Here is a 24,758-nt window from a genome sequence, read left to right as displayed (position 1 = left end):
GACGAAGGCCACGTTTAAAGCCGTCGCGATGATGACGAAGGTCAGTGGGGTCAGGGCAAACAGGCTCATTCCTCAGACACTCCGGATTTCCAGTCGTCCTTGACCTCGGCAAACAGCTCCGGGCCCAAGACGATTTCGCCCTGGTACGGCTCGACCTTGCTGAGATCCGCCGGTGCGCCGCCGTAGCTGATGGTGATGTGACTTTGGTACTCAGGATGATCCCACGAGGCGCCGAGATCCGTGATCTGCTGATTGCGCCAATCGAGTTCGACCGACTTGAACAGCAAGACCGTCGCTTCGCCGAACTGCTCCATGAGGCGCGGGCCGCCGGGTCCGACCTTCAGTTCACTGGCCCAGCTTTCCCCGACCTTCATCCAATCAATCGGCGTGTGACTGTATGCGATCGTGACGTGAAGCTCATCTGCCGGAAGCGTGGTCGTGAACCCCTGCCCCTTCGCCCATGAGATCAGATCTTCGGCGTTCAGAACCTTACGGCTGACGTAAAGAGTGCGAGGCGCAGCATCTGCGGCGGTCTGAACCAGCTTCAGCTGGGGTTGCGGGACCTTGCTGGCCTGCGAGGCAGCAGCAGCGGCTGTCTCTTCTTCCGAGGGATCCTGTTCAGACAGCTTTCCATACTCTGCCATGGCGGAATCAAGTCCTGGCAAAACGCCATCCTCGACCAGTCGATTGACCAGTGCGTCGGAAACAGCCTCGCGCGGGATGATCTCCTGGCCCGTTGCGGTTCCGACCAGTTGCCGGGCAGCATCCGCTGTCGTCTTGAAGATCGTGGCCCGCTCCGCTTCGGACATCTGCTCGAGGGGAGACCAACGATAGTAGATCGACGGGTCCCGGGCGCCATCGGCCGAACGGATAATGCATTCGTTGAGGCGGTTCATGGCCGGCGACAGTTCAAGCTCCTGCATCGACTGGATACGGTCGTGATAGTTCTTCATGTCGCTGGCGCCGGTGGCGTTCATGCCGGCCGGCGACTGCCCGAGGAGGCGTGTCACCGGGATATCGGCAGCACCGGACACGATCTGCATGAAGGCCATCAGGATGTCAGTCAGGCCGGCAAGCGAGGCAGACTTGCTCTCGTATTCCTCTTCCTTGTCGAGCAGCAGTGTGCCGTTGATGCCCTTGGCCGTGTTCGCCAGCGTGTATCGCTCGAGGATCTTCCGCTTGTATTCCTCATTGCCGAGTGAGGCCATGAAGTTGGGCAGGCGGATGATGTCAATCTTGGCCTCGAACACGAGCGAGGCGATGTTGCCGGCCGTGCTGTCGGCGTTCTTGATGGCGTCGAGCGTCGAGACGAGGATGCTTTCGCCCCAACCCTGGTTCGCATAGAAATCCATCCCATCGTCAGGTGTCATGTTCCCGTTGAAGATCACAAGCCGTGACGGATGGATGGTCAGCGTGACACCGCTGGCACCGGTCACCTGATAGTTCTTCGGCTTCCCGTAGAACTCCGATGATAGGTCGAGATCAGCCTCGCCTGCCGTCAAAGATCGACGGGTCATCACCGTCATATATTTCAGGCCGCCTTTGGCGATCCGGTCGACATCAAGGGGCTCAGATGGGTAGGCGTCGCCCGTCCCGATCAGCACCGCGGCTCCACCGAACAGCCTGCCCTTCTTCATGGCTTCAAGGACCTTGCCCTTGACGTTCAGGCGGTTCTCTTCGGCTTCGATCGATGCGATCTGTGGCTTCTGGGCCTGCCAATCCCGCCATTTGCGGCACGCGTCGAGCGCGGGAATGTCCACGATCTTCCGCGGCAGCCACGACCCACGATATGCAGCAACGATCTGATCGTCGGTGAGCACAGGCTGCGTGTAGAACGTCGTCGCGGCCTTGTCTCGATCGGTGCCCATGCGGGACACCAGGCTCGTGAGGCTGTCACGGACCATAGTGATGATGTCGCCCATGAATTCCTCAGATGTTGGCAAGCGTGAAGGTCGAGCCCAGCGCCAGCTCGTTCAGAGCATCAGCGAAGGCGTCGACCTGGTCATCGTGTTGGGCGTTCGGGAACGAGCAGACCTCGTCGAGGAACGTGCTGTTCCAGCTACCTTCGATCAGTTTGACGTTCCCGGCCTCTGCCTGGGCAGAAGCGGGCTTGGCACGGACCGACTTTTCGCCGGTGGGCCGGATAGCCTTGACGTCATAGCCGCGAAGGATCTTGATCTTGGTCGCAGCGTCGGACTTGCCGGCAGCGCCTGGATCCTCTGGGATACGGATCCTGATCTCAAGGCCGTCCTGTGTGGCCGTGTTCTTCAGGTTTCTCTCGACGTCGGCGGGTGACCACCTGTCGCGGACCACGTCTTCCACGTAGAAGATACCGCCCACATAGGCCATCCTCAGACCGACGGTCCAGTCAGGCTGCCTGCCCGGTTTCGCTTTGGTTGCCGCGAAGTCCCATGCCCTGCAGCGCATCGCGCCGGCCGGAACAGCTTGGACGATCTCGAAGTCGCCCCGCTGGAACATGCCTCCCGATCGAGGCGCAGGGCGTTGCTGGTATTGCCCGCTGTAGGCGTATGACCCCTTGGCCTTCTTGAGGCGCTCGATCTCCTCGGCAGGAAACCGCTCCGGAAAGAGCAGCTCCCCCTCGAAGGTCCGAGGATCCTCGAAGAACAGCTCTCCCCCGACATAGGTGATGCACTTTCGATCGGGCTCGAACTCCATCGGCAGATTGAGATGGATGAAGCCGATATCCAGCTGCAGCGCCACTCCGGCGACGTCCTGCTCGTGAAGCCGCTGCATGATGATGACGATGGCTGACGTGGTCACATCGTTGAGACGGTCCGAGATGCCTTCGCGAAAGATCCGGACAGCGGTCTGACGCTCGGTGTCGCTCTCGGCTGTTTCGGTCGAATGCGGATCGTCGATCTTGACGCGGTCGCCACGACCACCGGTCATAGAGCTGAACGGCCGGGCCTCGCTGAACCCGCTGCCGGTGTTCTCGAACTTCCCCTTGGCGTTCTGATCGTCCCGAAGCCTCAGCGGCCAGATGGCCTGAAACTTGTCGCTCTCGATCAGCCGGCGTAGCTTCATGTTGTCGCGCAACACGTTCGGCTGGCTGTACGATGTCGCAAGGACCTGGATGTCAGGCCGTTCGCAGGGGCCCCATTCATAAGCTGTCCAGAATACCAGCAGAAGCGACTTCATCATGCCGGGCGGCACAGTCATCATCAGGAACTGGATCTTGCCTTCGGTCACCGCCTCCAGATGCTTGCACATCGCCCGGAGGGCCCAGCCGAACCGGAGTTCCTTCTTCGGCTCAAGGACAGACCAGAATTCTAGGATGAACCCCTCTAGCGTCCGGCACCGCGCCCGGATGCGCTCGGCGTCTCGGGCAATGTTTTCCCGCTCTGCCTCAGACGCTCTCCGAGCCCTCTCCGCTCGTATCGCCTTCATCATCTCCGCTGCCGGTGGCAAGCGGGCCAAAGATGGCTTCGAGTGCATTGAGTTGCTCTTCCGATGCTTTGGTCAGGTCCACGGTCTGGATCGGGCCGCCGTTCTTGCCGGTATGCTGCAGGGACGCGAGTTTTGGATGGACATACGGAGCAGCAGCTTTGGCCATATCGTCTCGCCTCGCGCTGTCCGCCCTGGGGTTCCTCATGACCTTGAGCATGTACTCAAGGGGAGTGACGCCCGACCTCGCTACTTCGCGCTGGCGGCGCTGTGTGGCTTTGTTTGGGGTGCCTTTTTGCCGCCCCCCGGTTTTTTTACCGACTGCCATCTATTTCGGTCTACTTTCGACTAGGATTCTTTTGCAAGTTCATTGGGTAGCGAACAATGCCCTTCCACAATTCGATCGATCTTGCGAAACGATCTTGTTTGTCGATATGCTGACGCAACCAAAAAGCGAGATTTAAGATGCATATTGTCGTGTCCTGGGACATCAACGAGCCAGCCAGCGCTCAATGGGATACTTGGAATGAGAAACTAAAAGAGGTTCTCATTCCTTACGCTTGGGTTAGGCCATTAAGAACCGTTTACGTTGTTCCGATTGCTAACGAAATGGTTCGGCAAGTAATCATCAATGGACTAGGGGCTGTTTCACGTAATGCAGGAGGAAACATCCATGTCCTTATCAGCCCGGCGATGGTGGGCGGCCAGTATGCAGGCACTCTGCCGCCAAACCTTTGGCCCGAATTAAATACGAGGTCTAAATGACGGACCTTTCAAACCCAGGTGACGCCGCGCCGCAACAGGTCGAAACGAACTCTTCCGCCTCAGCGGTGCCAAACCCATCCCAAGCTTTCAATATTACCGTCCACGTGCCTGAGCAGATAACCATACGCATGGTCGATGCGAGCGCCCTAGCAGACTACGAGTATCACTTGTTCGTAGCGTCTCTGCTGTTCGGAGCATGTATTGGTTTTATCGTACCGTGCACGCAAGAATTCAGATCGGCAGGTGATTTGGCACTGCCTTTCCTCATTATGAGTATAATTTTGGCGGTCTTGTTTAGTGGATTTTCGATCCGAGCGATTGTCATCAGAACGAGACTAACCCGGTCAGGCAAGGTGATTAAGTTGACTACGACTGGCGCCGCAGTTCAGCAATAGATCAAATTTTCCTACCGTCTAAATTCTACCAACAGGACCAGAACGAGGGCAATCACCACCACGAGGCCTAAGCCACCCGAGGGGCCATAACCCCATGATCCGGAGTATCCCCAGTTAGGCAGAGCGCCGACGAGGAGCAAAATCAGCACGATTAGCAAAATTGTGCCAAGGAGCGGGTGCATCCTTTGTAAATTGCGCAAGATCATTTCTACTGGCCTCGACCGCAGCGCAGGAATTTTCTACAAATCTATTGAAGCGCCCGCCATATCCCAGCGCCGGGAGGCTGATACCTCGCACATCCCGGCAGCATCAGAAGTCCAGCCCCGATAAAGGCGGCAGCAATGACGATGCTCACTATGATGGCTCGTTTGCGCATGTCAGTTGTCCGATGCGGATGTGGCGAAGCAGCCGTTCTTGGTCGGAGGCGACCCAATGAAGATCCCGTTGAACGCCGGCGCCGTCCGTGGCTTCCATTGGACGTTCACGATCCGGCAGTGCTTCTGCAGTCGGTTGGCGACGTTCTCAAGGGCGAGCATGCGGTCCCGATGGTCGGGGATCAAGGTGTGGCTCACTTCCCGTAGTCTCCAACTTTCCACATAGCCCGGATGGCCGGAGTATAGCGCTTGTCGAATAGCTTGCGGCCATTCACATGCAGGGCGATGATCGGCACCCTTGCGAGGCGGTAGCGCAGCACCTTGAACCGACCGGCCATCTCAGAAGAAATTCCCGCAGGGCTGATCACAAATCAACTTTTGCCCGGGCTTGAGCCGGATCCTGCCGATGCGGCAATGCCAGTGCTGGTTCATGGTGTAGCCTCAGCATTAAATGGATGGCTCGGTCTCTATCCTCCGGAGAGGACACAAAGCGGGACATCGAACGACCCCGAAAGCCGTGAAGCTGTTCGGGGTCGAGAATTACAGGCCGGTGTCAGTCAGCATCGCATTCGGATGTCGATAGGCGAAAGCTTGCGGCCGACGGAAGGTGTAGAGGAAGCGATCTGTGTGATCGGCGTACTTCGGACCAGGACGTGCGAGGAAGCCGCGTCCACCTGGCGATCGGCGGCGATGGCGACATGATCGACATCGAAGATGGCCGGCGACGGATGGCAGATGCCTTGGGACGCGAGGGCGTGAATGCCGGGCTCGATCGGGACTGAGGCGTTGGCGGGCATCGACATGAATGCGCCGGCCAAGAGGGCGATGGCGCAGAAGGCAATACTTCGAAGCTTGTTCATGCTGTTTCCTTTCGGTTGGTAGGCTGAAATGAGAGAGCCACCGCATCGGCTGTCAAACCGGTGGGGTGGCTCTCTGGTGGCTTCCTTTGGGAGGAAACGGGCTATTCGGCTTCGATCAGGTCGAGATAATATTCCTTGCCGACCTTGTAGCCGTTCGCGGCGTCAGCGTTGATGGTGCCGATCTCCAGCTTGCCCCATGGGGTGAACTTGAAGAACCGATCGTTCTCAGCGCTGCCGGAGGTGACGGGCTCGAAATTCAGCGAGAAACCCGCCTGATTTTCGTTCTTGGACACCAGTCGGAATTTGGATCTGCTTACGGGGACGTTCATGCGTCTTCTCCTTTGTTGGCCCGGGTACCGCCGGGCGCGGATGACAAAGCCATCTGATGGCGTGAACCGTGGGTGGCTTGAATGGTATCAAGATGGTGCGGATAGCTTACCGCGTCAGGCCACCGCCCAATCCCAGGTTAAGGGCGATGCTTTGCCGCCATGGGCTTAGCCATCCATCTCGATCTGGTCCTGCATACACCCTAGCTGACCTGTAGGTCCGCGTCTCTGGTTGAACCCAGGAGTTCGGATGCATGCAGTGTTCTTGCCCACGCAGCGGGCTCCTAGCCGGATTCGAACCGACGACCTTCCGTCCCTCTCGGGCTGCGGGTACTCTATCCAGCTGAGCTATAGGAGCCCGTTGTTCTGCGCAGATCGAATTAGTTGCCGGGCTACCCTCCCGGCTTGGCCATCGGCACTGAGCTATCCCTTAGGCTCTCAGCGACATCTGTGGTCGGGGCGCGATGGCTTCCCCTTGGTATTTGGTTGCGGGGGCAGGATTTGAACCTGCGGCCTCCAGCTTATGAGGCTGGCGAGCTACCGGGCTGCTCCACCGCACGTAAATCTGCCGCTGTTTCATCCGCGTCACAGGTGCGGACCATGGCTTCAGCGCCGGGTGCAGGGTCGAACCCTACATGTGCGCCTTCGCGGCTCTCCAATCGAGATATCTATGCCGCCTGCTTCCGGCCCTGCCGGCGACGGTTGCCCCGTTCGATACGCTTGATCAGCGCCTCAAGTTCAGGGCTGGCAGGATCGAATATCGGCTTTGCATCCGCTGGCAACCAGTGTGAGATGCTCTTGTCGACAGGTGTTCCAACCTTATGCAAACCAGTAGATGAATTCGGCATCATTGGCGACACCCTCGACCAATTCGGCTCGTGTAACGTTTGAGCGAATTTAAGCAGTGAACTGGAAACGCTAGTAAACTCAGAATTTAGCCATCGTTCCGCTGTCCTACGAATTCGGTTCGTTTTCTGGCAATATTCTCGGAAAGAGCCTTCGATATGCGGTGCGGCGAGGCAAATCGACCATTTCCCGACCAGAGCGCGGCGATCTTGGTGGACGTAGTCGAGCAGCCAACCGTACATGACTTCCTCCGCCCGGGATATCGCGGCGGATGACGGCCGGTACCGGAGCCTCACTTCCTTGTAGTCGAGGACATGCTCTGGCCAAAAAGCTTTGACGGCGGCCGGGCGCAGTCCCTTCACGTCCAGATGGAGCATCGTGTCGGCAGCCTCGACGAACCGTGCTTTGACGACAGTGCTGAGGTCAGCCATCAGTGCGGCTTCTTCGGATAGTTCAGACCGCAAGGCGCTGTTCTGGTTCATCAAGGATAGCCTCCAATTGCTGATAGATAAGAGTTCGAAGTGTTGCCCTGACGGGCCACGGACGACGCGCCACCGCCTTCCCACGCAATACACCGAGCGGAACCTGGTCGAAGGCGTCCAGCACGTCTCCGGCCCTATCGATTGACCAATCCGGGCGCTGGATCAATATATCAGAAATCGCGCCGATGGTTTCGCTCCACAACTCGTCGCGGTTGTTTTTCGTCTGCCTGATGCATCGGAGCGTCATAACCAAGTGACCATCGCCATACTGGTTCCTGATCTCGTGCATCGTCCCTCGGGCATGGCTTTGAGCAGCCGCACGACGTCGGTACACGGGAACTAGTTTGATCCCGAGCCCGTCCAGCAATGCGTCTAGCCTGCCTTTGCTCATATGCCCATGGCCCTCTCGATCGCTTGCGTTTTGCAGCGTTCCCAAATCAGTCCGCACAGCCGATCAAGCCTCACCGCCTCGATGCGCTTGGCAGAGCCTGCCGGATATGCCCAAAATCCATTTTCGCCGAACCGCTTGGTGTACATTCGGAAAAGCTTGATCTTGCGACGACGCAACACCGGCGACGCAAGCCGCCAGTGCTTTCCACAGATGACCTCCTTGCATCCCTCGTCGTTCTTGAACGTGCGGCGGCAGTACGGAACGCAGCAGGGGATGCGGTCGACCATCATTAGACCCGCTCCATCGATGCCGACGTAGGTGCAGATTTCGGTTCACTCTGCGAATAAATATCAAAATCTTGAAAGCCAGTCAGATCCACCGGAGTTACTTTGGGGCGCGTCGTAGCCTCTGAGAGATGCGACGCCCCGCTTAGAACCGGGTGCGTGCCGGTCGCCGTCTCCGCCTTAGTAATGGAGGCGGCGGCTTGGCGTTTTGATGATGACATGGAGGCGCTGCTGGTCTCACCCTCGGTCATGCCTTTTTCTCCTGGATGCCCCGTAGGCCCCGCTTCGCCCATCCGAACCGCTGCCTCAGGCCCCGGAGCGTCCGCTCGGGCAATTGGAATTTCTCGGTGATTTCCTTGATCGGCCACCCGGCGTAGTAGGCATCGAAAATGCCGGCCAGGTCATATCTCTTGGCAACCTTTTGACACTCGCGCGGCCATTTTTCGAGCTGAGCAACCTTCTGGATAGCGCCTAGGGACAGGCCGTACTTTTCGGCCAGATCGGCTTGTGTGGCGCCCTTGGCGTATTCCCGCCTCATCCGGTTATTCAGCTCTCGGTCTGACGACAGGCGGCCGGCGTCGGACAGGCTGCCGGGGACTTCCGCGTCCATGATCTTGGCGATCCGCCTGACGCCGCTCAGAATTGTCGAGTGGTCACGGCCGCCGGACATCGCGCCGATCTGCGGATAGGAAAGATTGAAGTTGAGCCTCAGCTCGTACCAGATGATCTGCCGTTTGCCGGTCAGTCCCGCCTTCTGGCTAGATCCGACGAAATCGGAATGCTTCAAGCCAAGTTCATCGCAGCGCCTGGCAACAAATTCGCGGCGGTCGCCTCCCGGATTAGCCAGACGCCATTCCCAGTGCCTGACGTGGGCATCGAAATGGATTCCCTGTTGCATCCACAGAGGGGCGCCTAGATCAGCTGGCAGTGGAACGGTGGCAACGGGCGCCGGCAATGCCTCAACGATCCTGAAGGCGTTCTTTGGCCTCATGAGCCGCGTACGGACGGCATGGGCACCGGCCAGCATGTCGGTGGCGTTGTCGTATTGGCGGGCTAACAGGGTCATGGCTTTGCCTTTCCCTCAAGGAGTAGGCTTTCCACCCGGTCTATGCCGATGGCCGGCATCAGACTATCGGCAGTTGGCATTCCATCAAGAAAGAGACGCGCATCAGTGGTAGAAAGGCCGCCAACCATGATCTTCTCCTGCGTCTCGACAGACCGGCGTTCGATCGCCGTCATGGCAGCCTTCTGCATAGCCTCGATCTGCTTAGCGGCCACGCGCCTCATCTCGGCACGCTCCTCCTTGCTCGCGTTCCGCCCTCTGCTGTACCAGTTTAGGTTCAGGCTTGGAGCGAACTCCTTCGGTATGCCGAGACGGTCACATTCATCGGTTATTTTGGCAGTTGCGCCAGCGATGGCCTCTTCCGCCAACTTGGCAGCTTGGGACCATATTTCATTGTCGTCGTACTGATATCGACGATCGAGTTGCTTCTCGAAGTCAGCAGCCAATTGAGCCGCACGATCTTTAGCTTCGCTTTTCGCTAGCCGCTCTCGCTGGCGAGCAATCTTTATCAACGTTTCGCGGTCAGCCCGCGTCATCACTTCCGTCATCTATTCAACCTCCGTCGCAGATGGATCAAACCCCGGAAGCGCTCCTCTGCCATGCCGTGTCGCGCGCTTGGCACGGATGCGAGCAATCGTCTCGGGGCGGACGAGCTTCTCTAGATCGGCTTCCTCGCAGCCGGCGCGGTCGTAACCGGCCACGATGCAAAGCGAGGTCAGCGTCAGCGACGCGGCACCGATCTCCTTGGCCGGTTCGCCGACCGGCCTGCCGTAGACGTAATCGACGAGAGCGTGGGCTTCCTCGCGCGTCATGCCGAACGCCTGGCAGGTCTCGTTGCTTTCCTCGAAGAAGCGGGCGCTGCGCTCTGCGACGTCGGTTGGATCGTCGCTGAACAAAGGCCCGTGGGCCAAGGCAACGCGGTCCTGAAAGCTGGGCTTCGCCTTGATCGAATGCAGGGCCGATAGGTACGACGCCGTGTCCCGCACAATCTGGCGCTGTTCCGAGTAGTCAGCCATCCACTTGCCGATAGTGGCTTCAGGGGTGCGTTGTGTCGGCTCTGTATTGGCGAGACGGGCGATTTGGTCGTCACATTCCCGCTTCGCCTGATCGAAGTAAGCGACGAGTTCGTCGATGGTCTTCATGCTCCTGCCCTTTCAACTGCAATCGGATTGTCGGCGCGCCAGATCGCGTCTCTGGCCCTGAGCTGGGCGCATGTCACCGCCATCAATTCTTGTGGCGTGGCGAACTCCAACAGGCAGGCAATCGCCTTTGGCCGGGTCGTGGCCGACGTCACCGAGATCTTGAGCATGTGGCAGGAGGCGCGAAGCTCTTCGGCCCACAGCATTTCCAGCATCATCTGAGGCACGACAGGCCGAGGCACAGGCTCGGCTTCAATCTGGAGGTCCAGGGGCTGCACCTTGTCGCCACGGTGATAGTGCCTGTCGAGGTTGGACCCGACGATCAGACCGACGCTCGGCAGCAGGTGCCGGATCAGCCGGGCATCTTCCGCGTGCTCCTTGGCGCAGCAAACCCATACCTCGGGCACGCAGAGCTGAAACATGCCGACTTGGTGCAGAAGGCGGGACACGTTGTCATAGGCGCCCTTGACCTCGACTGCAGCGATATGGCCCGGGGAGATCGCCACGACATCCGCGCGGACCTCCCTCGCCCCCATTACAAGCTCATGGACGATCCGGGCGTCTGGCAACCGCTGTCTCAAGATGCCCTCGAGGCCGTCACGCAGCGCAAGCTCGGATAGAGACGCATATCCTCTCCGGTTCGCAGCCTCCTCGGCTGTCATGAATGAGGGTTCGCTCCCTTTCATCAGTTTCATGCTCCCCTCCTCTTGATCTCGATTGCCGTGGTCTTGCTGGATCCGCGTTGGCGGGTGAAAAGCTTCTCGGCTGAGGCCTTCGCCGCATCCATTTTGAACCCGCTCGATCGCAGTGTTCCGTTGATGTGCCGGATCAGCTGGTCCTGGGCCGCGATGATCGCCGCTGACTCCACCTTGAAGACGATGGGCTGCTCACCGCGCATCACTGGCCATGCCTGGGCCTTATGCGAATACCGGACCATGCCGTGATATCCGCCGACACAAGGGGTGGCGTAGGCTTCGAGAACGTTCATATGAACAATCCTTGGCTGGCGTCGTAGCGGGCGCGAGGCGCGCGACGGACGGATGGGTCGTAATCTTCGAAACGGGGAGCCGCCGATCGCCACATGCGGTTGTTCGCCCATCGGGCAACGCCGCGCAGCTTCTTGGCGGTCCAGTCGTGTTTGACGTGCGGGTCGCGAGTGAGGGCGACCAGCTTCATGAGCGGCTGGCAGTAAGGTTCTCCGCCCCATTCGATGACTTCATGGACACGCTGCATGCAGGCCTCGTATGGCTCATTGCCGAGTAGAGTGTAGATCTGGACCTTGCGCGGAGGGACACCGGCTTTCCGCAGGATCGCCATCGCCTCTTTGATGAAGTCGCGCTCGACCAGATCGTCATAGGCAAGGCGCCAGACGCCGCAGTTGATCACGCGCCAGCGTTCGAAGACGGTCGCGGAGAAGGTGCGAGGCTCGAAGCCGCTGTTGGCGTCGATGAGCGGAACCCCTTCAGCCTGATAGCGGCCGACGATGTGATCCTGATATTCCCCCGGCAAGCCGGACAGATTGTTGTCGCAAAGTACCGGCAGCACCGGGAAATCAGGCAGTTCCGTGAAGTCGCCTTCCATGAATGGCACGATGCAGAATGAGCATTTTTCTGAGCAACCACGGCTGGCGATCGTCGCGGCTGGGTTATGCCGCTGCAAAGCTCCATCCATGCGACCGGGATTGCCGGCGCCACGCGGCACCCACGCCACGTCCTCTAGGAACTTCTGCGTCTTGATATGGGCGAGCGCGGGACCGCCGGCAAAGACCTTCTTGCCGGTCGCGGCGTAGTAGATCGCCAGCTTGCGCGCCTCGGGCAGTTTGAAGGTGAAGGCGACCGACAGATATGCGCGATCGCCCGTCACCCAATGCGCGAGCCCGCCAGACCATTGGCTTTCTGGACCATTCCACCTCATCTACAGCATCCGTTCTTGAGTGTGGACAGGCTTGGGCTTCGAAGCGAACCGCGTGTAGCGGCCGATGAAATCCATGGTCTCTGTAATGTTGGGATCGCCGAACCGGCTTTTGATGACGGCGATCTCGCGATGCCCCTCGATGTCCGATCCGAACACGCGATTGATCTTTGCCCAGTCGGAAGGATTCGAAGCTATCTTCTCGCGTTCGGCCTTGTACTTTTCGGGGCTGTAGATAGTCGCCACGGCGTCGTAGTCGGCTCGGGCGCCAGTGCCGCCGTAGAGGTCAGCAGCGATCGGCCGGGGATTGTCGCGCTTGTCGCCTGCCCCGTTGCGCTGGTTCAGGATCAGCCAGGCGGATGAGGTCTCATCGGCGCATGCCTTGGCCTCGACAGTGACATCGCCAGAGATGCGGTCGGCGGAAAGCTTCGCGTCTTTCGGCTTCACCTTGCCGATGTGGTCGAGCACAACGAAGGGCGTCTTGCCGTTGGCGAACTTCTTGACGAACCGGCGGGTGTAGGCGACGAGGCGATCGATCCCTTCCCGCTGGCAACGGACGACCTGGAAAGGCTGCTGGTTGATCCAATTGGCGAATTGGACGCAGGTGTCGCGCTCCATGTCCGTCATCTTGCCCATCGGGTCGCGCTGCTGGTTCAGATCGATCGAGTGGACCTGGGAGATCATCTGCCTGACGCACTGGGCTGCCGACTGGTCGTAGGACAGGAATAGCACCGGGTGGCCGTGTGTGATCGCGTGATAGATCAAGTGGACCGTGAAACTGGTCTTTCCTTCGCCACTTGACGACAGCAGGCCATAGAGATTGCCAGCCTCAAACACCGGCTCAGACAACACCTTGGCCAACTCCGGAAATGCTATCGGCACGCCGACAACACCGTCCCGCTTGGCTGATGCCTGAAACATTGCCAAATAGCTGTTGCCTGGTGAGGTGATCGCCGTGGTCTCGGAGAACCGGGCCTTCATCTCCTTTACGCGGTTTTCAAGCTGTTCTAGCTCGTCGCCCAACGTGAGCAAGCTGTGCCCTTCAGAAGCCATTGACGCCATATACTGGGCTTCATTGCCGATCTGGCGGGCAAGCGATTTACCCTTGATAATCTGGAGCGCAGCCTCGAACTTCCGGCGATTGTCCGGATCAGCTCCGCGGCGTTGCAGCATCATGAGGTATTGAGCCGGCGTGATCGTGCTTCGGATCAGCTCCTTCGGGACGAACGGCTTAAGCGTCACCGCACTGGCCGCTTGATTGCTGGTGGAAAGCTTCTCAATGCTGGCATATATTGTCTGGTGAAGGCCTTCGAGAAAGTCGATATCCTCCAACCCGGTTTCGGACAGAAGCTCGTTCTCGACCATCAGCGCGGCCAAGACATCTTGCTCGGCTTCGATCAAGTCGTCTTCGGTGACGCGGTCCATGAAATCTCTGGGGGCCATGTTCATGCTCGCCTCCCCGCATAGAGGATGACCGGCGCGCGTGGCAGCCGCGGCTTTTCCGTCCAGACATACCAGGCGTGGTCCTCTGTCCCGGTGACGCCGTCGAGCGTCCAGCTGATGCGATCTGTTAGAGCTATTTTCGCCGCGAACGGGGCATTGTCACGGAACAGGTGAGAACGGGTGTTTCCGAAATCGAACTTCGCCGTCAACAACAGGGCTACAAGGCCTTTGCATCGCGTCAGGGCATATTCGGCGAACAGTCGCGCGTCGCGGTTTCCTTTTCCATAAGGCGGGTTGGTGATGATCGCATCGCTGTGCGGCCAACCACCCTTGGCAACGAGGAAATCGTACATTTGATCGTGGTCACGGTCGTATCGGGCGATGTCTGTAGAGATCACCATCGATGCATGCTCTCGAAGAACATCAACCATCAGATGATTGCCAGCGGCGGGCTCCCAGACGGTAAGTCCGTCGACCGGGAAATGCCGGATGAGGGCTTCAGTCACCCACGGCTCGGTTTGGTATAGATCGTTTTCGGCCCGAGAATATTTCGATGCTGTGACTGTCATGCTGCTACCTCTGCAGGCTGTTCGAAGACGTCGAACATGGTTGGCGTCGAGACTTCTCGCTCCATGGCTTCGAGGTATTTGATCCCGTCGAGGAAGTAGCCGGGGTTCAGTTCAGCCGCCCGTCCGCGCCGGCCAAGCTTCAGGGCGCGATATGGGACGGTGAAGAGACCGCCGAACGGATCAAAGATTAGATCACCTTCATTCGAGAACCGTTTGATCAGGCGATCAACGATATCGAATTGAAGCGGGCAGATATGGTTTTCGAGCCCCTTCTTGGTTTGATCGCCGTTCAGTGTCCGCATTCGGTTGACGTCATGCCAGGTGAAAGCGTCATGCGCACCGGGCGCCAGGCTCATGAAGGTGGAAGGCAGGGCGCCGCGGACTTCGAGTGCCTCTCCGATGCGGATATGGGTCTCATAGTCGTAGACGTTCTTGAGCGTCCATTCGGTGAAAGCCTTCGCGAGCTTGTCCGGGCCCATGGCCGCCAACTCATCAGGTGTAAGCATCCTATCGCCGGATGAGCGCCAGAATGCGTGAGCATCGACCTGCCAGCGGGCGCGGGTGTAGTCATCCTTGCTCTTGGCAACGCGGTCGTCGGCATAGGCCTTCGAGTTGTCGGACGGCAGCTTGCGGAACAGCAGGACGTACTCCGGCGAGCCGACGCCCATTTTGGTGCCGTCCTTGCAGTTCTCGCTCCAACCGAGGCGATAGGTCTGGTTGTTCTCGCGCACAACGTCGGTGTTGATCGTGATCATGCCCATGTAGGCAAAGCCATGGGAGATCGCATTCATGGCCGTCTTCATGTGGAAGGGGTTGACCGTCGGCATCCCCATGCCCGTCACGTTGCCGAACATGATCCGGTCTTTGGTGTGGCAGGCGTAGACCCGGCCGGGCTTGAGAACCCGGAGAAGCTCGGGCGTCAGAAAGTCCATCTGCGAAAAGAAATGATCGTCGCTGTCGGTGTGGCCGAAGTCGTTGTAGCTCGGCGTGTACTCGTAGTGGTTAGAGAATGGGATCGAGGTGACGATCATGTCGACGGAGTTATCGGCCATCGAGCGGGTTTCCTCGACGCAATCGTTGTTGGCGACAAGCCACCCCTCGCCCTTGGCTTCAATGCGTTCCACGCCGATCGATCGGGTGAGAACGTCGGCGGCGCTCAGCTTGTCGAGCCCATGCTCGCGGATGATTTCGGACATCTTGTCGACCATGCGGTTATGCGCCTCCCACTTGCCCTGCAGAGTCCGCAGCACTTCGCGCTCGCTCTCGGCGTAGATGATGTGAATTTCGACCTGGCTGGTTTGCAGGAACCGGTAGATCCGGTGCAGCGCCTGGATGAAGTCGTTGAACTTGAAGCCGATGCCGAGAAAGATGGCCTTGTGGCAGTGGCGCTGGAAGTTGCATCCAGAGCCAGCGATCACAGGCTTGGCGGCGAGATACTGGAACTTGCCGTCGCTGAAATCGACGATCGTCTGTTCGCGCTTCTCAAGGTCCTGTGTTCCGTAGATCGAAACCGAACTTGGTACCGCCTTCTCGATGGCGCGGCGCTCATCCTCGAGGTCGTGCCAAATGATGAAATGATCGTCCGGCGCGGCGGCAAGGATCCTTGTCATCGCGTCGATGCGAGCGTCGAGCGTGTCGCGTTTCTCCTTGGAGGCCGAGACGACGCCTAGGGCCATGTCCTTGAACATCGCAGATTGCCCGTCGCGATCGGTACCTCCGTCAGCGATGTCAGAGCGGACCTCGTGATAGATCACCTGGAAAGGCGGCAGATCGTAGCCGACGGCGGAGTGACCGAGATCTGCTGGGCTCTGCAGGAAGATGGCCCACGAGTTGAGCCAGAGCCAGAACTCGCGTTCCTTGTGGGGGTATAGGGTGAGGTTGTTCGCTTGGGTGCTGTCTCGCTGGAAGAACCGTGTCAGAGCCTGCCCGGTGTCCATGATTCCGAGGAAGCCAGCGTAGTGGATCAGCTCCTTGTAACGGTTCGGACTAGGCGTAGCGGTGGCGACAAAGCGGTACCGGACGCCATCGAAAAGCGTGAGGAAGGTCTGATAGGTCTTCGAGCCGTAGGAGCGAAGAACCGACGACTCGTCGAGCGTGACGGCCGTGAAATCGTTCGGGTCAATCTTGCCGTCCCGGACGGTCTCATAGTTCGTCATGTAGATGCCAGTTTCGCCGGCTTCGGCCACGCTGCGGATGAACTTGATTTCGACGCCGAGCATCAGACCATCGCGCCGGAACTCCTGTCGGACACCAAGTGGCAGAACGATCAGTCCACGGCCGGCCGCCTTTGCGGCGACGATGCGCAGGACTTCGATCTGGATGACAGACTTGCCGAGACCGAATGCTGCGAAGATCGCCCGCTTGCCGCCACGAACCGCCCAACGGACCATGTCGCGCTGATGAGGCTTGAGGATTGGATTGATCTCGTCGTCTTCGATCTCGAAGCCAGACACCGGTGCGAGGCGGACCTTGTTTTGGAGAAAATCTCGATAGGACATCATGACCCTCACAGAAACAGCGGTTGGACTGAGCCGTCTGCAAAGACGGTGTCCATCGGGGTGTCGGCGGTCGGCTCATCGCCATCCCAGCCCTGTGGCCAGGTCTCGGCAGCTATCAGTTCGCGGATGCGGGCCTCTTCCTCGATATCGAGAATGTTGATTCCGGCTAGCCCGCGGCGCGCGGCTTCCGCATTGCAGTCCGATTGGATCTTCAAGACACGATCGAGGGCCATCAGCCGAGCGGCGAAGGTGAGCGGACCCATGCGCTGCGGATTGGCCGCTATCGATCCGTCTTTGAGCCGTTCAAGCCCAGCCTTCTTGAGACGATGCTCTGGCTTGCGTATCTCGCGCCAAAGGGGCTTAAGGCCTTGGAGCGGCGTTAGGTGCGACCAGCTCGGCATGGCGACGACGGTGTCGAGCGCGGTATCTTTCGATGCAAGCGGGCAGCCAGTGCAGCCAGTTCTTGCATTGATCTCTTCGGCCTCCTCACCGCCATAAGCGTCGGCAACCGTCCGCGTTTCCCAACCGCCGTATTCCGGCATGGGGGCGTAGATCTTAAGCCAGTCCCAGACATTGCAGACGCGCCAGTGGAGCAAGGGAGCGAGGGTCGCGATCCGGCCTCGTATACCCTTCGCCTGCGGAAGAACCTGCTGATACCAGCCCTGCCCGCACTCGGCACCATCCTTGCCGCAAGACATCTCGATGCGTCCGTCACGGATCGCGCTTTCGCCCTGCCGGACGCCGGTGATCATCAGGACATTGCCGTCGAGCTCTTCGAGTCGTTTCGCGATGGCATCCGTCATCGGATCCACCTTGATCTGACGTGTGCACCAACGGAGCGTGTTATTGTTTGGGGGTGGAACGCCGCGGCCGAGGATGTAGACCATGAAGCGCTTGTCGAGCGGCGCAGTGACGATCTCGCAGCGAACGCCCTTTGACCTCATCTGGGCGATCAGTCGCTCGGCCGACATGGCGAGCGGCGGCAGTTCAAGCCGGGTATCAGCGTAAAAGACGGTCAACGTCTTCGGAGCTTGGAGCCGGCCGACCTCGATCAGATGCATGATCAGGGTCATTGTCGCCGAGCTGTCCTTGCCGCCAGAGAAAGCGATCGCCCAGTGATCATGAGCCGGGCCATAGGCCTGCATCGACTGAAGGGTCATATCGATGGCGTCGTCATAGACCAGTCGGGTTGAGCCTGAGAACAGAGTGGGTTGGAATGTCATGCCGCCACCTTCGATTGTTCGCGGCGCTCGGCGAGCACGCGCGTGGCGCCTGTCCTTAGGTCCATGAAGCGTTTCCGCATCCAAGCGAGGTCGAGGATGTTGCTCCAGTGCCAGCACGCGGAAATGCAGACCGCTTCGGCAGCATCGCGTTGGGCCTTCTTCGTGGGTGGGAGCGGGATATGCTCAAGCTCGCAAGCTCGGATCGCAACGTCCTTCCAATCCTCTTTCGGACCGGGCTTGACGCCCTTGCCATGGTATTTCGAGTGCCAGGACCTGGACGGGATGGTGCCGCACGGAATGCCGAGCATCATGCAGATGGCGATAGCAGCGCCCGATATGCCGGTTAGCTGCAAAGCGGCCGGATTGATGGTGTTGGTCTCTTCAACCTGCCCCGTCATCGGGTTCTTTTTCTTCTTCGAGAACTGAGCTACCCGATGCTCGGCTTCCTCGATGACGACGAAATCCGGCTTATGCTCCATGATGAGCCGATAGACCTGATTACCGGTTAGTGCGTATTTGGTCTCCCAGGACACATCCTCGCCCGCGTCGTTCTCGCCAACGTTGAATGTGCCGCAGATGATGGCCGACGGATCGCGCCAGCTAAACCGCACAGCCCATCCGGAGTTCGTCGCAAGATCGAGAGCGAGGATGACGATGCAGCCACAGGATCTCACCTGTGAAAGGTAATTCTCACCAAAAATCGGCTTTCGTCCGCAGCTGCACTCGCAGGCCCAGCCACTCTCTATTTCTTCACACAGCCGCAACCGACCGATGACTTTCCCGGGGTAAAATTTCTTCTGGCTCATGCCCGTGCCCTCCGGTCCATGACAGGCTGTGATCCCGACGCCCGAGGCACGAACACCCTCGCCCGATGCTCCGGGCACCAGCTGCAGCCAGCCACGGTCTCCTCACAGCAGAACGTCTGCTCGCCTTCGACATTCCCCATAGGCCAGCGGCAATCGCGTGCGTTGAGGCCCTGTGTGATCGTCTTGTGAGCGACCGGCGTCGGCTCTGATGCCAGATCGAAGCCGTCGAACTCCTGCGGCTCTGCCGGAAGTCCGGCTACGCGACGGCTGCGACGGTCGGCGAGCTTGACGGTACGAGACAAAACAGCCGAGCCTTTGGCCCGAGCCCCATTCATTGCGACGTCGATACGATGGGCCTTGCCGATCACTGCGTTGCGTGAGCACCCGAGACGGGCCGCTATTTCAGACGCCGGAGAGCCGTTGCCCAGCATTTGCCGGAGAATGTCGACGTTCTGGTCGGTCCATGAAAATCCTCGTGTCAGCATCAGCTTTTCCTCGAAGTGGTGGCTTTGGATACCGTGATTGGCCTACCGCGCTTGCGCTGCTGGAAAGACTCGACGTTGATCCCGGCTAGGATTTGATGAACCAGGCCTTCCCGAGCGACAGTGTCGATGATCGCCTTCGCCATCGCCGTGGCGTTGACGCCGTAGTGAAGAGCCTCCCTTTCAAGGATGGCCTCATTTTTCGCTTGGATGACGACCTTGATGCTCACGGCTGGCCTGTTTCTCTAAAGGGGAAAGGAAGCAGCATTCGCGCTGCTAGTGGCCGGCGGCTTGGGAGGTCTGCGCCGGCTATAGGGAACTCAGACTTTGACGTCGCCCATCTTGGCGAGCATCTCGCGCCGGTTCGGTGGTGGATCGCCCATCAGTCCGGCCGTCATGCTGGCGGATCGCTGTGGCACCGTCGGACGGGCGGCGGGCGGCTGCCGGACGGGTGCGGTCGGGGCGGCGGCATCATCCTTGGCCTTAGCCGGCGCAGTCTTGTCTGCCCAGCGCGGCAGCACGACCTCGACAAAGCCGTCTTCGATCTGCTCGAATTGGACCCAGGCTGCGGTCTGAGCCTCGTCGACGAACGCGGGCTGATGACCGAGCGAGACGGATACCCAATCGCCCTTAGTGGCCTTACGGAACACGACCGGCGCATCGCCGACGCTATTGTTCTTGCGGAACCGCATCATGCCATGATCCGAGCCCGTCCCGATGAAGACCTCGAGCTTGTCGCCGTCAGACCAGCCGAAGGTCTTGGCCAGCGCCACGGTCAGCGAGAATTTCATCTTGGCCGACGATCCTCTCATCTTGCCAAGCGTGACCTTGAAGCCGGTGCCGACCGATGCCGCCTTGATTTCGATTTTTGCGCGTTCGAAGGCCATGGCTAGTTCACCGTGTCGGGAGCGGCCGCGGCCCACTCACGCCCTTCTTCGACCGTGCCTAACGGTTCATCGCCCTGGACCGGTGGCGATTCCTTGGAACTTGAAGCCTCCTGAGCCTCGCGCCGGGCCTTCTTTTCTTCCATGACGCGCTGCCAATTCTGGCCATAGTCGTCCTGGCCGCGCTGGTAAGCTGACAGCCAGAGCTTGTCGTCAGGGGATCCGGCAGACATCTTGGAGACGCGCTCGAACCCGTTCAGGCCACACTCGTAGCCGTCGGCCTCGATAAGCTGCTCACGGCTTGCTCTGTCGGTCAGAAGGTCGCCGCCGCGATCATCCGGGATCAGACCAAGCCGGATGCGGTTGCGCTTCATCATGTTGAATTTGGCGACGTGCTTCTTCTGGTCGTCGGAGGTCATCACGTCGACGTAGTCGAGGATTTCCTTCTTATCGAACCCGTCGTTCTTGGCCTCTGCTGTCTGGTCTGCGATCTGCTTTGTAATCTCTTTGGCCTTGGCCTTGAGCTCGCGAACCTTGCGGGTATGGATCGACCACAGGATCGCCTTATCCGCCTCGCTGATGGTTGCTATGTTGTGGTCGTTCGGCTTCATTATTCACCGTCCCTTTGCTTGCCGGACCTTCTCAGCCAGCGTTTCAATCTCTTCATCCAGATCTGCAAAAGCAGCATCCCCGTACCTCACCTTGTCCGTCTCCACCTCGTGGCGAAGCCTTTCGATTTGGCGTTCGCAGAGGTTGAGGTATCCTGCCCTGATGCTCGCAAAGACGCTCAAGCTGGGGCTGGTCTCACCGTTGATGATCCGGCGGAGAGCACGAGACTTCAGCCCGCAAACCCGCCCTACCCGTTCAAGCGCATTGAGCTGATCGCCATTCCCTCGGCTCTCAATCTCGACCATCTTCCGCGCGTACTGCGCAGCTACTCCAGCTGAAAACATCTCTGCGGTACTCATTACTTTGGCCCTGTTTTCGGTTCTTTTTGACGCTTTTTGGTTTGAAGTTTGTCTGATCATGGTCACCTGCCTGGCTACGTTGAGCGCAGGGCAGTGGCCACCATGTTGGTTAGCCGGCGTCCTGAGACGCAGACCGATGATTGAAAGAAACCCGAACGCTATGATTGGAACCCGCAGCGTCTGGGAGTTTGTATTGGAAATGAAACACGCCCTCTGGGGCGCCGAACGCCTCTTCGTCTCGGGCCTGACCGCCGAGAGACCGAATGAGTGCAGTGATGAAGCATCCGAAAAAGCCGACGACGATCACCGCGGCCAAGGAGATGAGGACGGCTGTCATGCGGGCCTCCTGATAGGAAACTGAATGACGTTGTCGAAATACGGCCCGTTCTCGCGCTCATCCTGGATGACAACGAACCGGTCCATCCACTTAGCGAATGCAAAGAAGCCAAGGCCTGCGACGAGGAGTGCTGCCACGATGTTCATGCGTCGATCCTCGCTTTGGAGGGCGTGAGCATGGCCTTGAAGATGCTGATGTCGGTCTTTCGTTCGACGACGGGCCGGAATGCGGCCGCGTCAAAAACAACGTCGCCGCGCATAATTTCACCGTGCAAAAGAACATCGACCCACTGGTCAGGAATTTCGACCAGTCGGATAATCGCCATCTGCGATATAGCGCCGACCCCAACTGCCCTGACCGTGTAGACCTTGCCTTTGTCAGCCTTGACGAAATCATTCAGGACGACGCAGCCAACGGGGCACTGAGTACCTCCTTCGATGCAAACGACCTTCATACCGACACGGAGATTTGTCATGCTGCCCTGCCCTTCAATTCAGCCTTCCGGCGTTGAACTTCTTGCTCTGCTTCTGTCTTGGACCGGGCGGAGACGCTGCCAATTTCAGGATCGTTGATGATCCATGTGCCATCGTGCGTGGCGACAGATCTCAGGCTGGCAACAGCAGATCGGATATCGAGGGATGATTTCGTCTCGGGAATTCCCATCATTGCCCTCCAACATCATCGATGCCCGTGGCATCCTTTGCTTTCGGGCAGAAAACCAACATCAGCAAAAACCACACCCCGGCCGAGGCGTAGCCTCCACTGTCGAGGAAGCGACAAAGGACGGCCACGCAGAACAGTTCAGCGATGTTGAAGCGTAGGCGGAGCAACCAATGAATGATCTTCATGCCGCCTCTCCCACGATGACGACTGATCGCGCGTGGCCGGACAAACGGCGGATCGCGCCGCGCTCCTCAAGCCCTGTCACCAGTCGGTGGATTGTTGCTCTCGACTTCACGCCGAGGCGGTCTCGCATCTCGGCGTACGACGGCGATAGACCCTCGTTCTCGGCTGCATATGATCGGATCAGCTCAAGAAGATCACGCTGGCGGGACGTAATGGCGACCGTAGCGACCCGGCGAGTTCTCGCCTTCATGAGCGCCTCGACGATAAGCTCGTCGATCACCGCATCATGCTTCACCAGGTCCAATTTTGAGGTCGCGATATGATACCGGATCGCCGCGCCCAAGCTGTAGGCTGCCTTCTTGATGTCTACGGGGATCTCGCCCACAGGGCCGCCGCGCTCGATGTTGTCCATCAGCTTCGCCAGGCCAGCCATGTCGTTGCGGGGCGTGCGCACCTGGGTCGGGTGAACTGTCATGCCGCCTCCGCCGCGCGTATGGCGCGCTTCATCAGGCTTTTGACAGCCTCGTGCCCATGATTGTCGTTGAAATCGAAGATCGACTGCTTGCCGCATTCCTTTCGGATAAGCCGGACGGCCTGGCCGTAATCCCTCGTCGAGCACTGGACGCGCTGCAGGGCGCCGATCATGCAGAACCGCTTGGCCTTGTCGCTGAGCGGCTTTACCTCATTGCCGGCACCGTCGAGGGCGATGGCTTCCTTTGCCCACTTATGCGGGGCATCGATCAGCGACAGGGCGTCTTGGATTGCGAGGGCGGCACTCATTGGGCTGCCTCCGAGATGGGAGCAGGTGTTGCCGCACCAAACACGTCCGGACGAAGCTCATGACGCGATATTCCCGTGACGCGCTCCACTTCGAGTACCCGTTCGGCCGGTACCTTTTTCCATTGAGAAACGGCTTGAGATGTCAGTCCGCCTATCTCTTTGGCGAGAGCTGCGGGTCCGCCGGCATCTTTGATTGCTTTGGTGCAGATGTTTTCCATGCACATAGTGAAAGCATAACTTTCAACAGATTGCAAGCATCTCTTTCGGTGAAAGGCGCGCTTTCGTAATGCATAGTCGCGGCATGGCATCAAAAAGAGACGTAGACACAGCACGTGGCGAGCGGATTAGGTTTGTCCGGGTCGAAATCATGCGCATGAAGTCGCAGGAGCGCTTTGCTGAGGCGGTTAGCGGCAAAGGCAAAACCGTCAGCCGGGGCGCCGTTGGAAACTGGGAGCTCGGCAAGGAGGTCGGGCTGGACAGCCTAACGGCGATTTGCGAGCTGTCTGGGGTAGACCTCAATTGGCTCGCCTACAACAAAGGCGAAGGCCCTAAAGTTCAGACGGTAGGGCGAACAGGTATACAGAGCTCGCTCATATCGTCATTCGACCCTGACGATGCAGAGACGGAACAGAATGATGCGTCGGCAAGCTATAGCCGTGAGCATTGGCGCCCGGCCGTCGACGGTGCGATCCCAGAGATCGACGTGAAACTGGGTGCCGGATCCGGTGTTGTCGGCGATGTAATCAATCTCAGTGTCGGATCGCAGACGTTCAGTGCCCACCCTGTCGTGGCTGAATGGCTCATTCCAGAAGATTATCTCAGGAAGGAAGCGAAGGTATCACCTGCCCAAACGTTGATCATGGAGATCATCGGCGATTCAATGACGCCGACCTATCAGCCAGGCGACCGCGTGATGATCGACCTCGGGCAAAACCAAATGTCTACGGACACGGTCTATGCGATCAGCGACGGGCGTACAGAGCCACAGATCAAGCGACTGCAGCGGGTGCCGTTCTCCGAACCGGCCCAAGTGATCATCATTTCCGACAACCAGAACCTTGAACGATTTACCGTCGAGCTAGAGCGGCTTTCGATCATCGGTCGCGTCTGCGGCCATATCGCGAGGCGGTAACTTGAGCGGCTTGCGCTTCACAGAGACTTCGAAGCGTCGAGAAACGGCCAAATTGCCGTCCAATACCCATCCTTCTGACGTCGGTACGCTTAACTCGATCTCCGGCTTTTCGGCCATCCTGATCACCCGCCGTTCTGTTTTCGTTCTCTACAAGAAAGCAGCAACTCGCAGGAGAGTCGAGTCGAAAGTGATTCGTTTTTCAGTGGTATAGGCTAACCCATGAACGGCATTAATGAATTTATTTCGGAGCTTGTCCGAGCTGCCAATCAAGTCGATAAGCTAGGTGACTTCGAGAAGAAGAGGCTGTTAGACAGATCCGTCGCCACGATCCGAGAAATGAGAAGAGCCATAGGCATACCATCGAGCGGGACAACTCATGACGAAGTGATCGATCTGCAGACGGTCGCTGCAAAAGTTGGTGCGATCGCCCTCACCTCGTCGGATGTTCGATCATCACTCTTGAACGCGGCTGGCATGATCCGCGATCTACACATCATCATCGATACCAATGTCGACATAGTGCTGGGGAACATGGGGAGATAGGATTTC

The 24,758-nt window shown here is 58.8% G+C and carries 39 protein-coding genes and 2 tRNA genes; 3 read left to right on the top strand and 38 right to left on the bottom strand.

What is annotated here, in order from left to right; translation table 11 throughout:
- Positions 1–65: 65 nt before the first annotated feature.
- The 3 genes from EQW76_RS00800 to EQW76_RS29590 are packed head-to-tail and all read right to left on the bottom strand — an operon-like array spanning position 66 to position 3,574.
- Positions 66–1,922: a phage portal protein gene (locus EQW76_RS00800; protein ID WP_142822382.1), complete on the bottom strand. Its 1,857-nt coding sequence runs from the start codon at positions 1,920–1,922 to the stop codon at positions 66–68.
- Between the two features lie 7 nt (positions 1,923–1,929).
- Complete coding sequence (terL, locus tag EQW76_RS00795) at positions 1,930–3,411, bottom strand: phage terminase large subunit (protein ID WP_142822381.1); 1,482 nt, start codon at positions 3,409–3,411, stop codon at positions 1,930–1,932.
- Complete coding sequence (locus EQW76_RS29590; protein WP_244616898.1) at positions 3,368–3,574, bottom strand: hypothetical protein; 207 nt, start codon at positions 3,572–3,574, stop codon at positions 3,368–3,370. The genes terL and EQW76_RS29590 overlap by 44 nt, the downstream gene beginning before the upstream one ends.
- Before the next feature lie 296 nt (positions 3,575–3,870).
- Here EQW76_RS29590 and EQW76_RS00785 point away from each other — a divergent pair, with 296 nt between their 5' ends.
- Positions 3,871–4,170, top strand: coding sequence for a hypothetical protein (locus EQW76_RS00785; protein ID WP_142822378.1), 300 nt, complete (start codon positions 3,871–3,873; stop codon positions 4,168–4,170).
- A gap of 406 nt (positions 4,171–4,576) precedes the next feature.
- On the opposite strand, the gene EQW76_RS00780 is transcribed toward EQW76_RS00785, so the two are convergent.
- The 35 genes from EQW76_RS00780 to EQW76_RS00620 all read right to left on the bottom strand — a co-directional run bounded on the left by EQW76_RS00780 (position 4,577) and on the right by EQW76_RS00620 (position 23,331).
- Positions 4,577–4,747 carry a DUF3309 family protein gene (locus EQW76_RS00780; RefSeq protein WP_142823574.1) on the bottom strand — a complete coding sequence of 57 codons (171 nt, stop codon included), beginning with the start codon at positions 4,745–4,747 and terminating at the stop codon, positions 4,577–4,579.
- Between the two features lie 195 nt (positions 4,748–4,942).
- A complete protein-coding gene (locus EQW76_RS00775; RefSeq protein WP_142822376.1) occupies positions 4,943–5,137 on the bottom strand; it encodes a hypothetical protein in 195 nt (64 codons plus the stop codon).
- Positions 5,134–5,277 (bottom strand): hypothetical protein, encoded by a 144-nt coding sequence (locus EQW76_RS28975; protein ID WP_153816601.1) that lies wholly within the window; start codon positions 5,275–5,277, stop codon positions 5,134–5,136. The genes EQW76_RS00775 and EQW76_RS28975 overlap by 4 nt, the downstream gene beginning before the upstream one ends.
- Before the next feature lie 219 nt (positions 5,278–5,496).
- Positions 5,497–5,799 (bottom strand): hypothetical protein, encoded by a 303-nt coding sequence (locus EQW76_RS00770; RefSeq protein ID WP_142822375.1) that lies wholly within the window; start codon positions 5,797–5,799, stop codon positions 5,497–5,499.
- Positions 5,800–5,900: 101 nt separating this feature from the next.
- Positions 5,901–6,128, bottom strand: a complete 228-nt coding sequence (locus tag EQW76_RS00765; protein WP_142822373.1) for a hypothetical protein — start codon at positions 6,126–6,128, stop codon at positions 5,901–5,903.
- Positions 6,129–6,404: 276 nt separating this feature from the next.
- Positions 6,405–6,483 (bottom strand) — tRNA-OTHER (locus EQW76_RS00760).
- Between the two features lie 125 nt (positions 6,484–6,608).
- Positions 6,609–6,683: transfer RNA gene (locus EQW76_RS00755), tRNA-Met, on the bottom strand.
- A 110-nt stretch (positions 6,684–6,793) separates the two neighbouring features.
- Positions 6,794–7,453: a hypothetical protein gene (locus EQW76_RS00750; RefSeq protein ID WP_142822372.1), complete on the bottom strand. Its 660-nt coding sequence runs from the start codon at positions 7,451–7,453 to the stop codon at positions 6,794–6,796.
- A complete protein-coding gene (locus EQW76_RS00745) occupies positions 7,425–7,742 on the bottom strand; it encodes a hypothetical protein (protein ID WP_244616896.1) in 318 nt (105 codons plus the stop codon). The genes EQW76_RS00750 and EQW76_RS00745 overlap by 29 nt, the downstream gene beginning before the upstream one ends.
- A 98-nt stretch (positions 7,743–7,840) precedes the next feature.
- Positions 7,841–8,134 (bottom strand): hypothetical protein, encoded by a 294-nt coding sequence (locus EQW76_RS00740; protein WP_244616894.1) that lies wholly within the window; start codon positions 8,132–8,134, stop codon positions 7,841–7,843.
- Complete coding sequence (locus EQW76_RS00735; RefSeq protein ID WP_142822370.1) at positions 8,134–8,379, bottom strand: hypothetical protein; 246 nt, start codon at positions 8,377–8,379, stop codon at positions 8,134–8,136. The genes EQW76_RS00740 and EQW76_RS00735 overlap by 1 nt, the downstream gene beginning before the upstream one ends.
- Positions 8,376–9,194: a helix-turn-helix domain-containing protein gene (locus EQW76_RS00730; RefSeq protein WP_142822369.1), complete on the bottom strand. Its 819-nt coding sequence runs from the start codon at positions 9,192–9,194 to the stop codon at positions 8,376–8,378. Before EQW76_RS00730 ends, EQW76_RS00735 begins: the two co-directional genes overlap by 4 nt.
- On the bottom strand, positions 9,191–9,739 hold the full coding sequence (locus tag EQW76_RS00725) for a hypothetical protein (RefSeq protein WP_142822367.1): 549 nt from the start codon (positions 9,737–9,739) through the stop codon (positions 9,191–9,193). Before EQW76_RS00725 ends, EQW76_RS00730 begins: the two co-directional genes overlap by 4 nt.
- A complete protein-coding gene (locus tag EQW76_RS29585) occupies positions 9,740–10,333 on the bottom strand; it encodes a hypothetical protein (protein ID WP_244616892.1) in 594 nt (197 codons plus the stop codon).
- Entirely contained in the window at positions 10,330–11,025 is a 696-nt protein-coding gene (locus EQW76_RS00715; protein WP_142822366.1) for a hypothetical protein, read from the bottom strand. The genes EQW76_RS29585 and EQW76_RS00715 overlap by 4 nt, the downstream gene beginning before the upstream one ends.
- On the bottom strand, positions 11,022–11,318 hold the full coding sequence (locus EQW76_RS00710; RefSeq protein ID WP_142822364.1) for a hypothetical protein: 297 nt from the start codon (positions 11,316–11,318) through the stop codon (positions 11,022–11,024). The genes EQW76_RS00715 and EQW76_RS00710 overlap by 4 nt, the downstream gene beginning before the upstream one ends.
- Positions 11,315–12,244 (bottom strand): hypothetical protein, encoded by a 930-nt coding sequence (locus EQW76_RS00705; protein WP_142822363.1) that lies wholly within the window; start codon positions 12,242–12,244, stop codon positions 11,315–11,317. The genes EQW76_RS00710 and EQW76_RS00705 overlap by 4 nt, the downstream gene beginning before the upstream one ends.
- The gene (locus EQW76_RS00700; protein WP_142822361.1) at positions 12,245–13,690 is read right to left on the bottom strand and encodes a DnaB-like helicase C-terminal domain-containing protein; all 1,446 of its coding nucleotides are present in this window, start codon (positions 13,688–13,690) and stop codon (positions 12,245–12,247) included. It lies immediately after the preceding gene.
- Complete coding sequence (locus EQW76_RS00695; RefSeq protein WP_142822360.1) at positions 13,687–14,253, bottom strand: hypothetical protein; 567 nt, start codon at positions 14,251–14,253, stop codon at positions 13,687–13,689. The genes EQW76_RS00700 and EQW76_RS00695 overlap by 4 nt, the downstream gene beginning before the upstream one ends.
- Positions 14,250–16,751, bottom strand: a complete 2,502-nt coding sequence (locus EQW76_RS00690) for a DNA methyltransferase (protein WP_244616890.1) — start codon at positions 16,749–16,751, stop codon at positions 14,250–14,252. The genes EQW76_RS00695 and EQW76_RS00690 overlap by 4 nt, the downstream gene beginning before the upstream one ends.
- A gap of 8 nt (positions 16,752–16,759) precedes the next feature.
- On the bottom strand, positions 16,760–17,974 hold the full coding sequence (locus EQW76_RS00685; RefSeq protein WP_142822357.1) for a phosphoadenosine phosphosulfate reductase family protein: 1,215 nt from the start codon (positions 17,972–17,974) through the stop codon (positions 16,760–16,762).
- Entirely contained in the window at positions 17,971–18,780 is an 810-nt protein-coding gene (locus EQW76_RS00680) for a hypothetical protein (protein WP_244616888.1), read from the bottom strand. The genes EQW76_RS00685 and EQW76_RS00680 overlap by 4 nt, the downstream gene beginning before the upstream one ends.
- Positions 18,777–19,265 (bottom strand): GcrA family cell cycle regulator, encoded by a 489-nt coding sequence (locus tag EQW76_RS00675; RefSeq protein WP_142822355.1) that lies wholly within the window; start codon positions 19,263–19,265, stop codon positions 18,777–18,779. Before EQW76_RS00675 ends, EQW76_RS00680 begins: the two co-directional genes overlap by 4 nt.
- Entirely contained in the window at positions 19,265–19,492 is a 228-nt protein-coding gene (locus EQW76_RS00670; RefSeq protein WP_142822354.1) for a hypothetical protein, read from the bottom strand. The genes EQW76_RS00675 and EQW76_RS00670 overlap by 1 nt, the downstream gene beginning before the upstream one ends.
- Before the next feature lie 90 nt (positions 19,493–19,582).
- The gene (locus EQW76_RS00665) at positions 19,583–20,149 is read right to left on the bottom strand and encodes a hypothetical protein (RefSeq protein ID WP_142822353.1); all 567 of its coding nucleotides are present in this window, start codon (positions 20,147–20,149) and stop codon (positions 19,583–19,585) included.
- A 2-nt stretch (positions 20,150–20,151) separates the two neighbouring features.
- Positions 20,152–20,757 carry a hypothetical protein gene (locus EQW76_RS00660; RefSeq protein WP_142822351.1) on the bottom strand — a complete coding sequence of 202 codons (606 nt, stop codon included), beginning with the start codon at positions 20,755–20,757 and terminating at the stop codon, positions 20,152–20,154.
- 3 nt (positions 20,758–20,760) lie between these two features.
- Complete coding sequence (locus tag EQW76_RS00655; protein WP_142822350.1) at positions 20,761–21,174, bottom strand: hypothetical protein; 414 nt, start codon at positions 21,172–21,174, stop codon at positions 20,761–20,763.
- A 49-nt stretch (positions 21,175–21,223) separates the two neighbouring features.
- The gene (locus tag EQW76_RS00650) at positions 21,224–21,451 is read right to left on the bottom strand and encodes a hypothetical protein (RefSeq protein WP_142822348.1); all 228 of its coding nucleotides are present in this window, start codon (positions 21,449–21,451) and stop codon (positions 21,224–21,226) included.
- Positions 21,448–21,597, bottom strand: coding sequence for a hypothetical protein (locus EQW76_RS28970; protein WP_153816600.1), 150 nt, complete (start codon positions 21,595–21,597; stop codon positions 21,448–21,450). The genes EQW76_RS00650 and EQW76_RS28970 overlap by 4 nt, the downstream gene beginning before the upstream one ends.
- Positions 21,594–21,926 carry a hypothetical protein gene (locus tag EQW76_RS00645; protein ID WP_142822346.1) on the bottom strand — a complete coding sequence of 111 codons (333 nt, stop codon included), beginning with the start codon at positions 21,924–21,926 and terminating at the stop codon, positions 21,594–21,596. The genes EQW76_RS28970 and EQW76_RS00645 overlap by 4 nt, the downstream gene beginning before the upstream one ends.
- Positions 21,923–22,114 carry a hypothetical protein gene (locus EQW76_RS00640; RefSeq protein ID WP_244616886.1) on the bottom strand — a complete coding sequence of 64 codons (192 nt, stop codon included), beginning with the start codon at positions 22,112–22,114 and terminating at the stop codon, positions 21,923–21,925. The genes EQW76_RS00645 and EQW76_RS00640 overlap by 4 nt, the downstream gene beginning before the upstream one ends.
- A complete protein-coding gene (locus tag EQW76_RS00635; protein WP_142822344.1) occupies positions 22,114–22,299 on the bottom strand; it encodes a hypothetical protein in 186 nt (61 codons plus the stop codon). Before EQW76_RS00635 ends, EQW76_RS00640 begins: the two co-directional genes overlap by 1 nt.
- Complete coding sequence (locus EQW76_RS00630; RefSeq protein WP_161991109.1) at positions 22,296–22,772, bottom strand: hypothetical protein; 477 nt, start codon at positions 22,770–22,772, stop codon at positions 22,296–22,298. Before EQW76_RS00630 ends, EQW76_RS00635 begins: the two co-directional genes overlap by 4 nt.
- Entirely contained in the window at positions 22,769–23,077 is a 309-nt protein-coding gene (locus tag EQW76_RS00625) for a hypothetical protein (RefSeq protein ID WP_142822341.1), read from the bottom strand. The genes EQW76_RS00630 and EQW76_RS00625 overlap by 4 nt, the downstream gene beginning before the upstream one ends.
- Complete coding sequence (locus EQW76_RS00620) at positions 23,074–23,331, bottom strand: Cro/CI family transcriptional regulator (RefSeq protein ID WP_244616884.1); 258 nt, start codon at positions 23,329–23,331, stop codon at positions 23,074–23,076. Before EQW76_RS00620 ends, EQW76_RS00625 begins: the two co-directional genes overlap by 4 nt.
- Before the next feature lie 113 nt (positions 23,332–23,444).
- Between EQW76_RS00620 and EQW76_RS00615 the strand changes: the two genes are divergently transcribed.
- Entirely contained in the window at positions 23,445–24,209 is a 765-nt protein-coding gene (locus tag EQW76_RS00615) for a S24 family peptidase (RefSeq protein ID WP_142822340.1), read from the top strand.
- Positions 24,210–24,428: 219 nt separating this feature from the next.
- Positions 24,429–24,752 carry a hypothetical protein gene (locus EQW76_RS00610; protein ID WP_142822338.1) on the top strand — a complete coding sequence of 108 codons (324 nt, stop codon included), beginning with the start codon at positions 24,429–24,431 and terminating at the stop codon, positions 24,750–24,752.
- The last annotated feature ends 6 nt before the right edge of the window (positions 24,753–24,758 follow it).

Origin of the sequence: Rhizobium sp. rho-13.1 (assembly GCF_007000305.1) — a bacterium.
Classification (GTDB): domain Bacteria; phylum Pseudomonadota; class Alphaproteobacteria; order Rhizobiales; family Rhizobiaceae; genus Rhizobium; species Rhizobium rhododendri.
Note: the sequence above shows the minus strand (reverse complement) of the source record. Positions and strands in the feature narration are given on the sequence as shown.

Bases quoted from the DNA above. Each gene is read 5' to 3' on its own strand.
- EQW76_RS00645 (WP_142822346.1), bottom strand. From the start codon at position 21,926: ATGACAAATCTCCGTGTCGGTATGAAGGTCGTTTGCATCGAAGGAGGT.
- EQW76_RS00610 (WP_142822338.1), top strand. From the start codon at position 24,429: ATGAACGGCATTAATGAATTTATTTCGGAGCTTGTCCGAGCTGCCAAT.
- EQW76_RS00665 (WP_142822353.1), bottom strand. From the start codon at position 20,149: ATGGCCTTCGAACGCGCAAAAATCGAAATCAAGGCGGCATCGGTCGGC.
- EQW76_RS00695 (WP_142822360.1), bottom strand. From the start codon at position 14,253: ATGACAGTCACAGCATCGAAATATTCTCGGGCCGAAAACGATCTATAC.
- EQW76_RS00740 (WP_244616894.1), bottom strand. From the start codon at position 8,134: ATGATGGTCGACCGCATCCCCTGCTGCGTTCCGTACTGCCGCCGCACG.
- EQW76_RS00715 (WP_142822366.1), bottom strand. From the start codon at position 11,025: ATGAAACTGATGAAAGGGAGCGAACCCTCATTCATGACAGCCGAGGAG.
- EQW76_RS00730 (WP_142822369.1), bottom strand. From the start codon at position 9,194: ATGACCCTGTTAGCCCGCCAATACGACAACGCCACCGACATGCTGGCC.
- EQW76_RS00675 (WP_142822355.1), bottom strand. From the start codon at position 19,265: ATGCTGACACGAGGATTTTCATGGACCGACCAGAACGTCGACATTCTC.
- EQW76_RS00765 (WP_142822373.1), bottom strand. From the start codon at position 6,128: ATGAACGTCCCCGTAAGCAGATCCAAATTCCGACTGGTGTCCAAGAAC.
- EQW76_RS00745 (WP_244616896.1), bottom strand. From the start codon at position 7,742: ATGCACGAGATCAGGAACCAGTATGGCGATGGTCACTTGGTTATGACG.
- EQW76_RS00780 (WP_142823574.1), bottom strand. From the start codon at position 4,747: ATGCACCCGCTCCTTGGCACAATTTTGCTAATCGTGCTGATTTTGCTC.
- EQW76_RS00770 (WP_142822375.1), bottom strand. From the start codon at position 5,799: ATGAACAAGCTTCGAAGTATTGCCTTCTGCGCCATCGCCCTCTTGGCC.
- EQW76_RS00690 (WP_244616890.1), bottom strand. From the start codon at position 16,751: ATGTCCTATCGAGATTTTCTCCAAAACAAGGTCCGCCTCGCACCGGTG.
- EQW76_RS00630 (WP_161991109.1), bottom strand. From the start codon at position 22,772: ATGACAGTTCACCCGACCCAGGTGCGCACGCCCCGCAACGACATGGCT.
- EQW76_RS00660 (WP_142822351.1), bottom strand. From the start codon at position 20,757: ATGAAGCCGAACGACCACAACATAGCAACCATCAGCGAGGCGGATAAG.
- EQW76_RS00650 (WP_142822348.1), bottom strand. From the start codon at position 21,451: ATGACAGCCGTCCTCATCTCCTTGGCCGCGGTGATCGTCGTCGGCTTT.
- EQW76_RS00735 (WP_142822370.1), bottom strand. From the start codon at position 8,379: ATGACCGAGGGTGAGACCAGCAGCGCCTCCATGTCATCATCAAAACGC.
- EQW76_RS28975 (WP_153816601.1), bottom strand. From the start codon at position 5,277: ATGGCCGGTCGGTTCAAGGTGCTGCGCTACCGCCTCGCAAGGGTGCCG.
- EQW76_RS00750 (WP_142822372.1), bottom strand. From the start codon at position 7,453: ATGAACCAGAACAGCGCCTTGCGGTCTGAACTATCCGAAGAAGCCGCA.
- EQW76_RS00800 (WP_142822382.1), bottom strand. From the start codon at position 1,922: ATGGGCGACATCATCACTATGGTCCGTGACAGCCTCACGAGCCTGGTG.
- EQW76_RS00725 (WP_142822367.1), bottom strand. From the start codon at position 9,739: ATGACGGAAGTGATGACGCGGGCTGACCGCGAAACGTTGATAAAGATT.
- EQW76_RS00785 (WP_142822378.1), top strand. From the start codon at position 3,871: ATGCATATTGTCGTGTCCTGGGACATCAACGAGCCAGCCAGCGCTCAA.
- EQW76_RS00635 (WP_142822344.1), bottom strand. From the start codon at position 22,299: ATGAAGATCATTCATTGGTTGCTCCGCCTACGCTTCAACATCGCTGAA.
- EQW76_RS29590 (WP_244616898.1), bottom strand. From the start codon at position 3,574: ATGGCCAAAGCTGCTGCTCCGTATGTCCATCCAAAACTCGCGTCCCTG.
- EQW76_RS00680 (WP_244616888.1), bottom strand. From the start codon at position 18,780: ATGAGCCAGAAGAAATTTTACCCCGGGAAAGTCATCGGTCGGTTGCGG.
- EQW76_RS00710 (WP_142822364.1), bottom strand. From the start codon at position 11,318: ATGAACGTTCTCGAAGCCTACGCCACCCCTTGTGTCGGCGGATATCAC.
- EQW76_RS29585 (WP_244616892.1), bottom strand. From the start codon at position 10,333: ATGAAGACCATCGACGAACTCGTCGCTTACTTCGATCAGGCGAAGCGG.
- EQW76_RS00615 (WP_142822340.1), top strand. From the start codon at position 23,445: ATGCGCATGAAGTCGCAGGAGCGCTTTGCTGAGGCGGTTAGCGGCAAA.
- EQW76_RS00625 (WP_142822341.1), bottom strand. From the start codon at position 23,077: ATGAGTGCCGCCCTCGCAATCCAAGACGCCCTGTCGCTGATCGATGCC.
- EQW76_RS00640 (WP_244616886.1), bottom strand. From the start codon at position 22,114: ATGGGAATTCCCGAGACGAAATCATCCCTCGATATCCGATCTGCTGTT.
- EQW76_RS28970 (WP_153816600.1), bottom strand. From the start codon at position 21,597: ATGAACATCGTGGCAGCACTCCTCGTCGCAGGCCTTGGCTTCTTTGCA.
- EQW76_RS00655 (WP_142822350.1), bottom strand. From the start codon at position 21,174: ATGATCAGACAAACTTCAAACCAAAAAGCGTCAAAAAGAACCGAAAAC.
- terL (WP_142822381.1), bottom strand. From the start codon at position 3,411: ATGATGAAGGCGATACGAGCGGAGAGGGCTCGGAGAGCGTCTGAGGCA.
- EQW76_RS00685 (WP_142822357.1), bottom strand. From the start codon at position 17,974: ATGACATTCCAACCCACTCTGTTCTCAGGCTCAACCCGACTGGTCTAT.
- EQW76_RS00705 (WP_142822363.1), bottom strand. From the start codon at position 12,244: ATGAGGTGGAATGGTCCAGAAAGCCAATGGTCTGGCGGGCTCGCGCAT.
- EQW76_RS00700 (WP_142822361.1), bottom strand. From the start codon at position 13,690: ATGAACATGGCCCCCAGAGATTTCATGGACCGCGTCACCGAAGACGAC.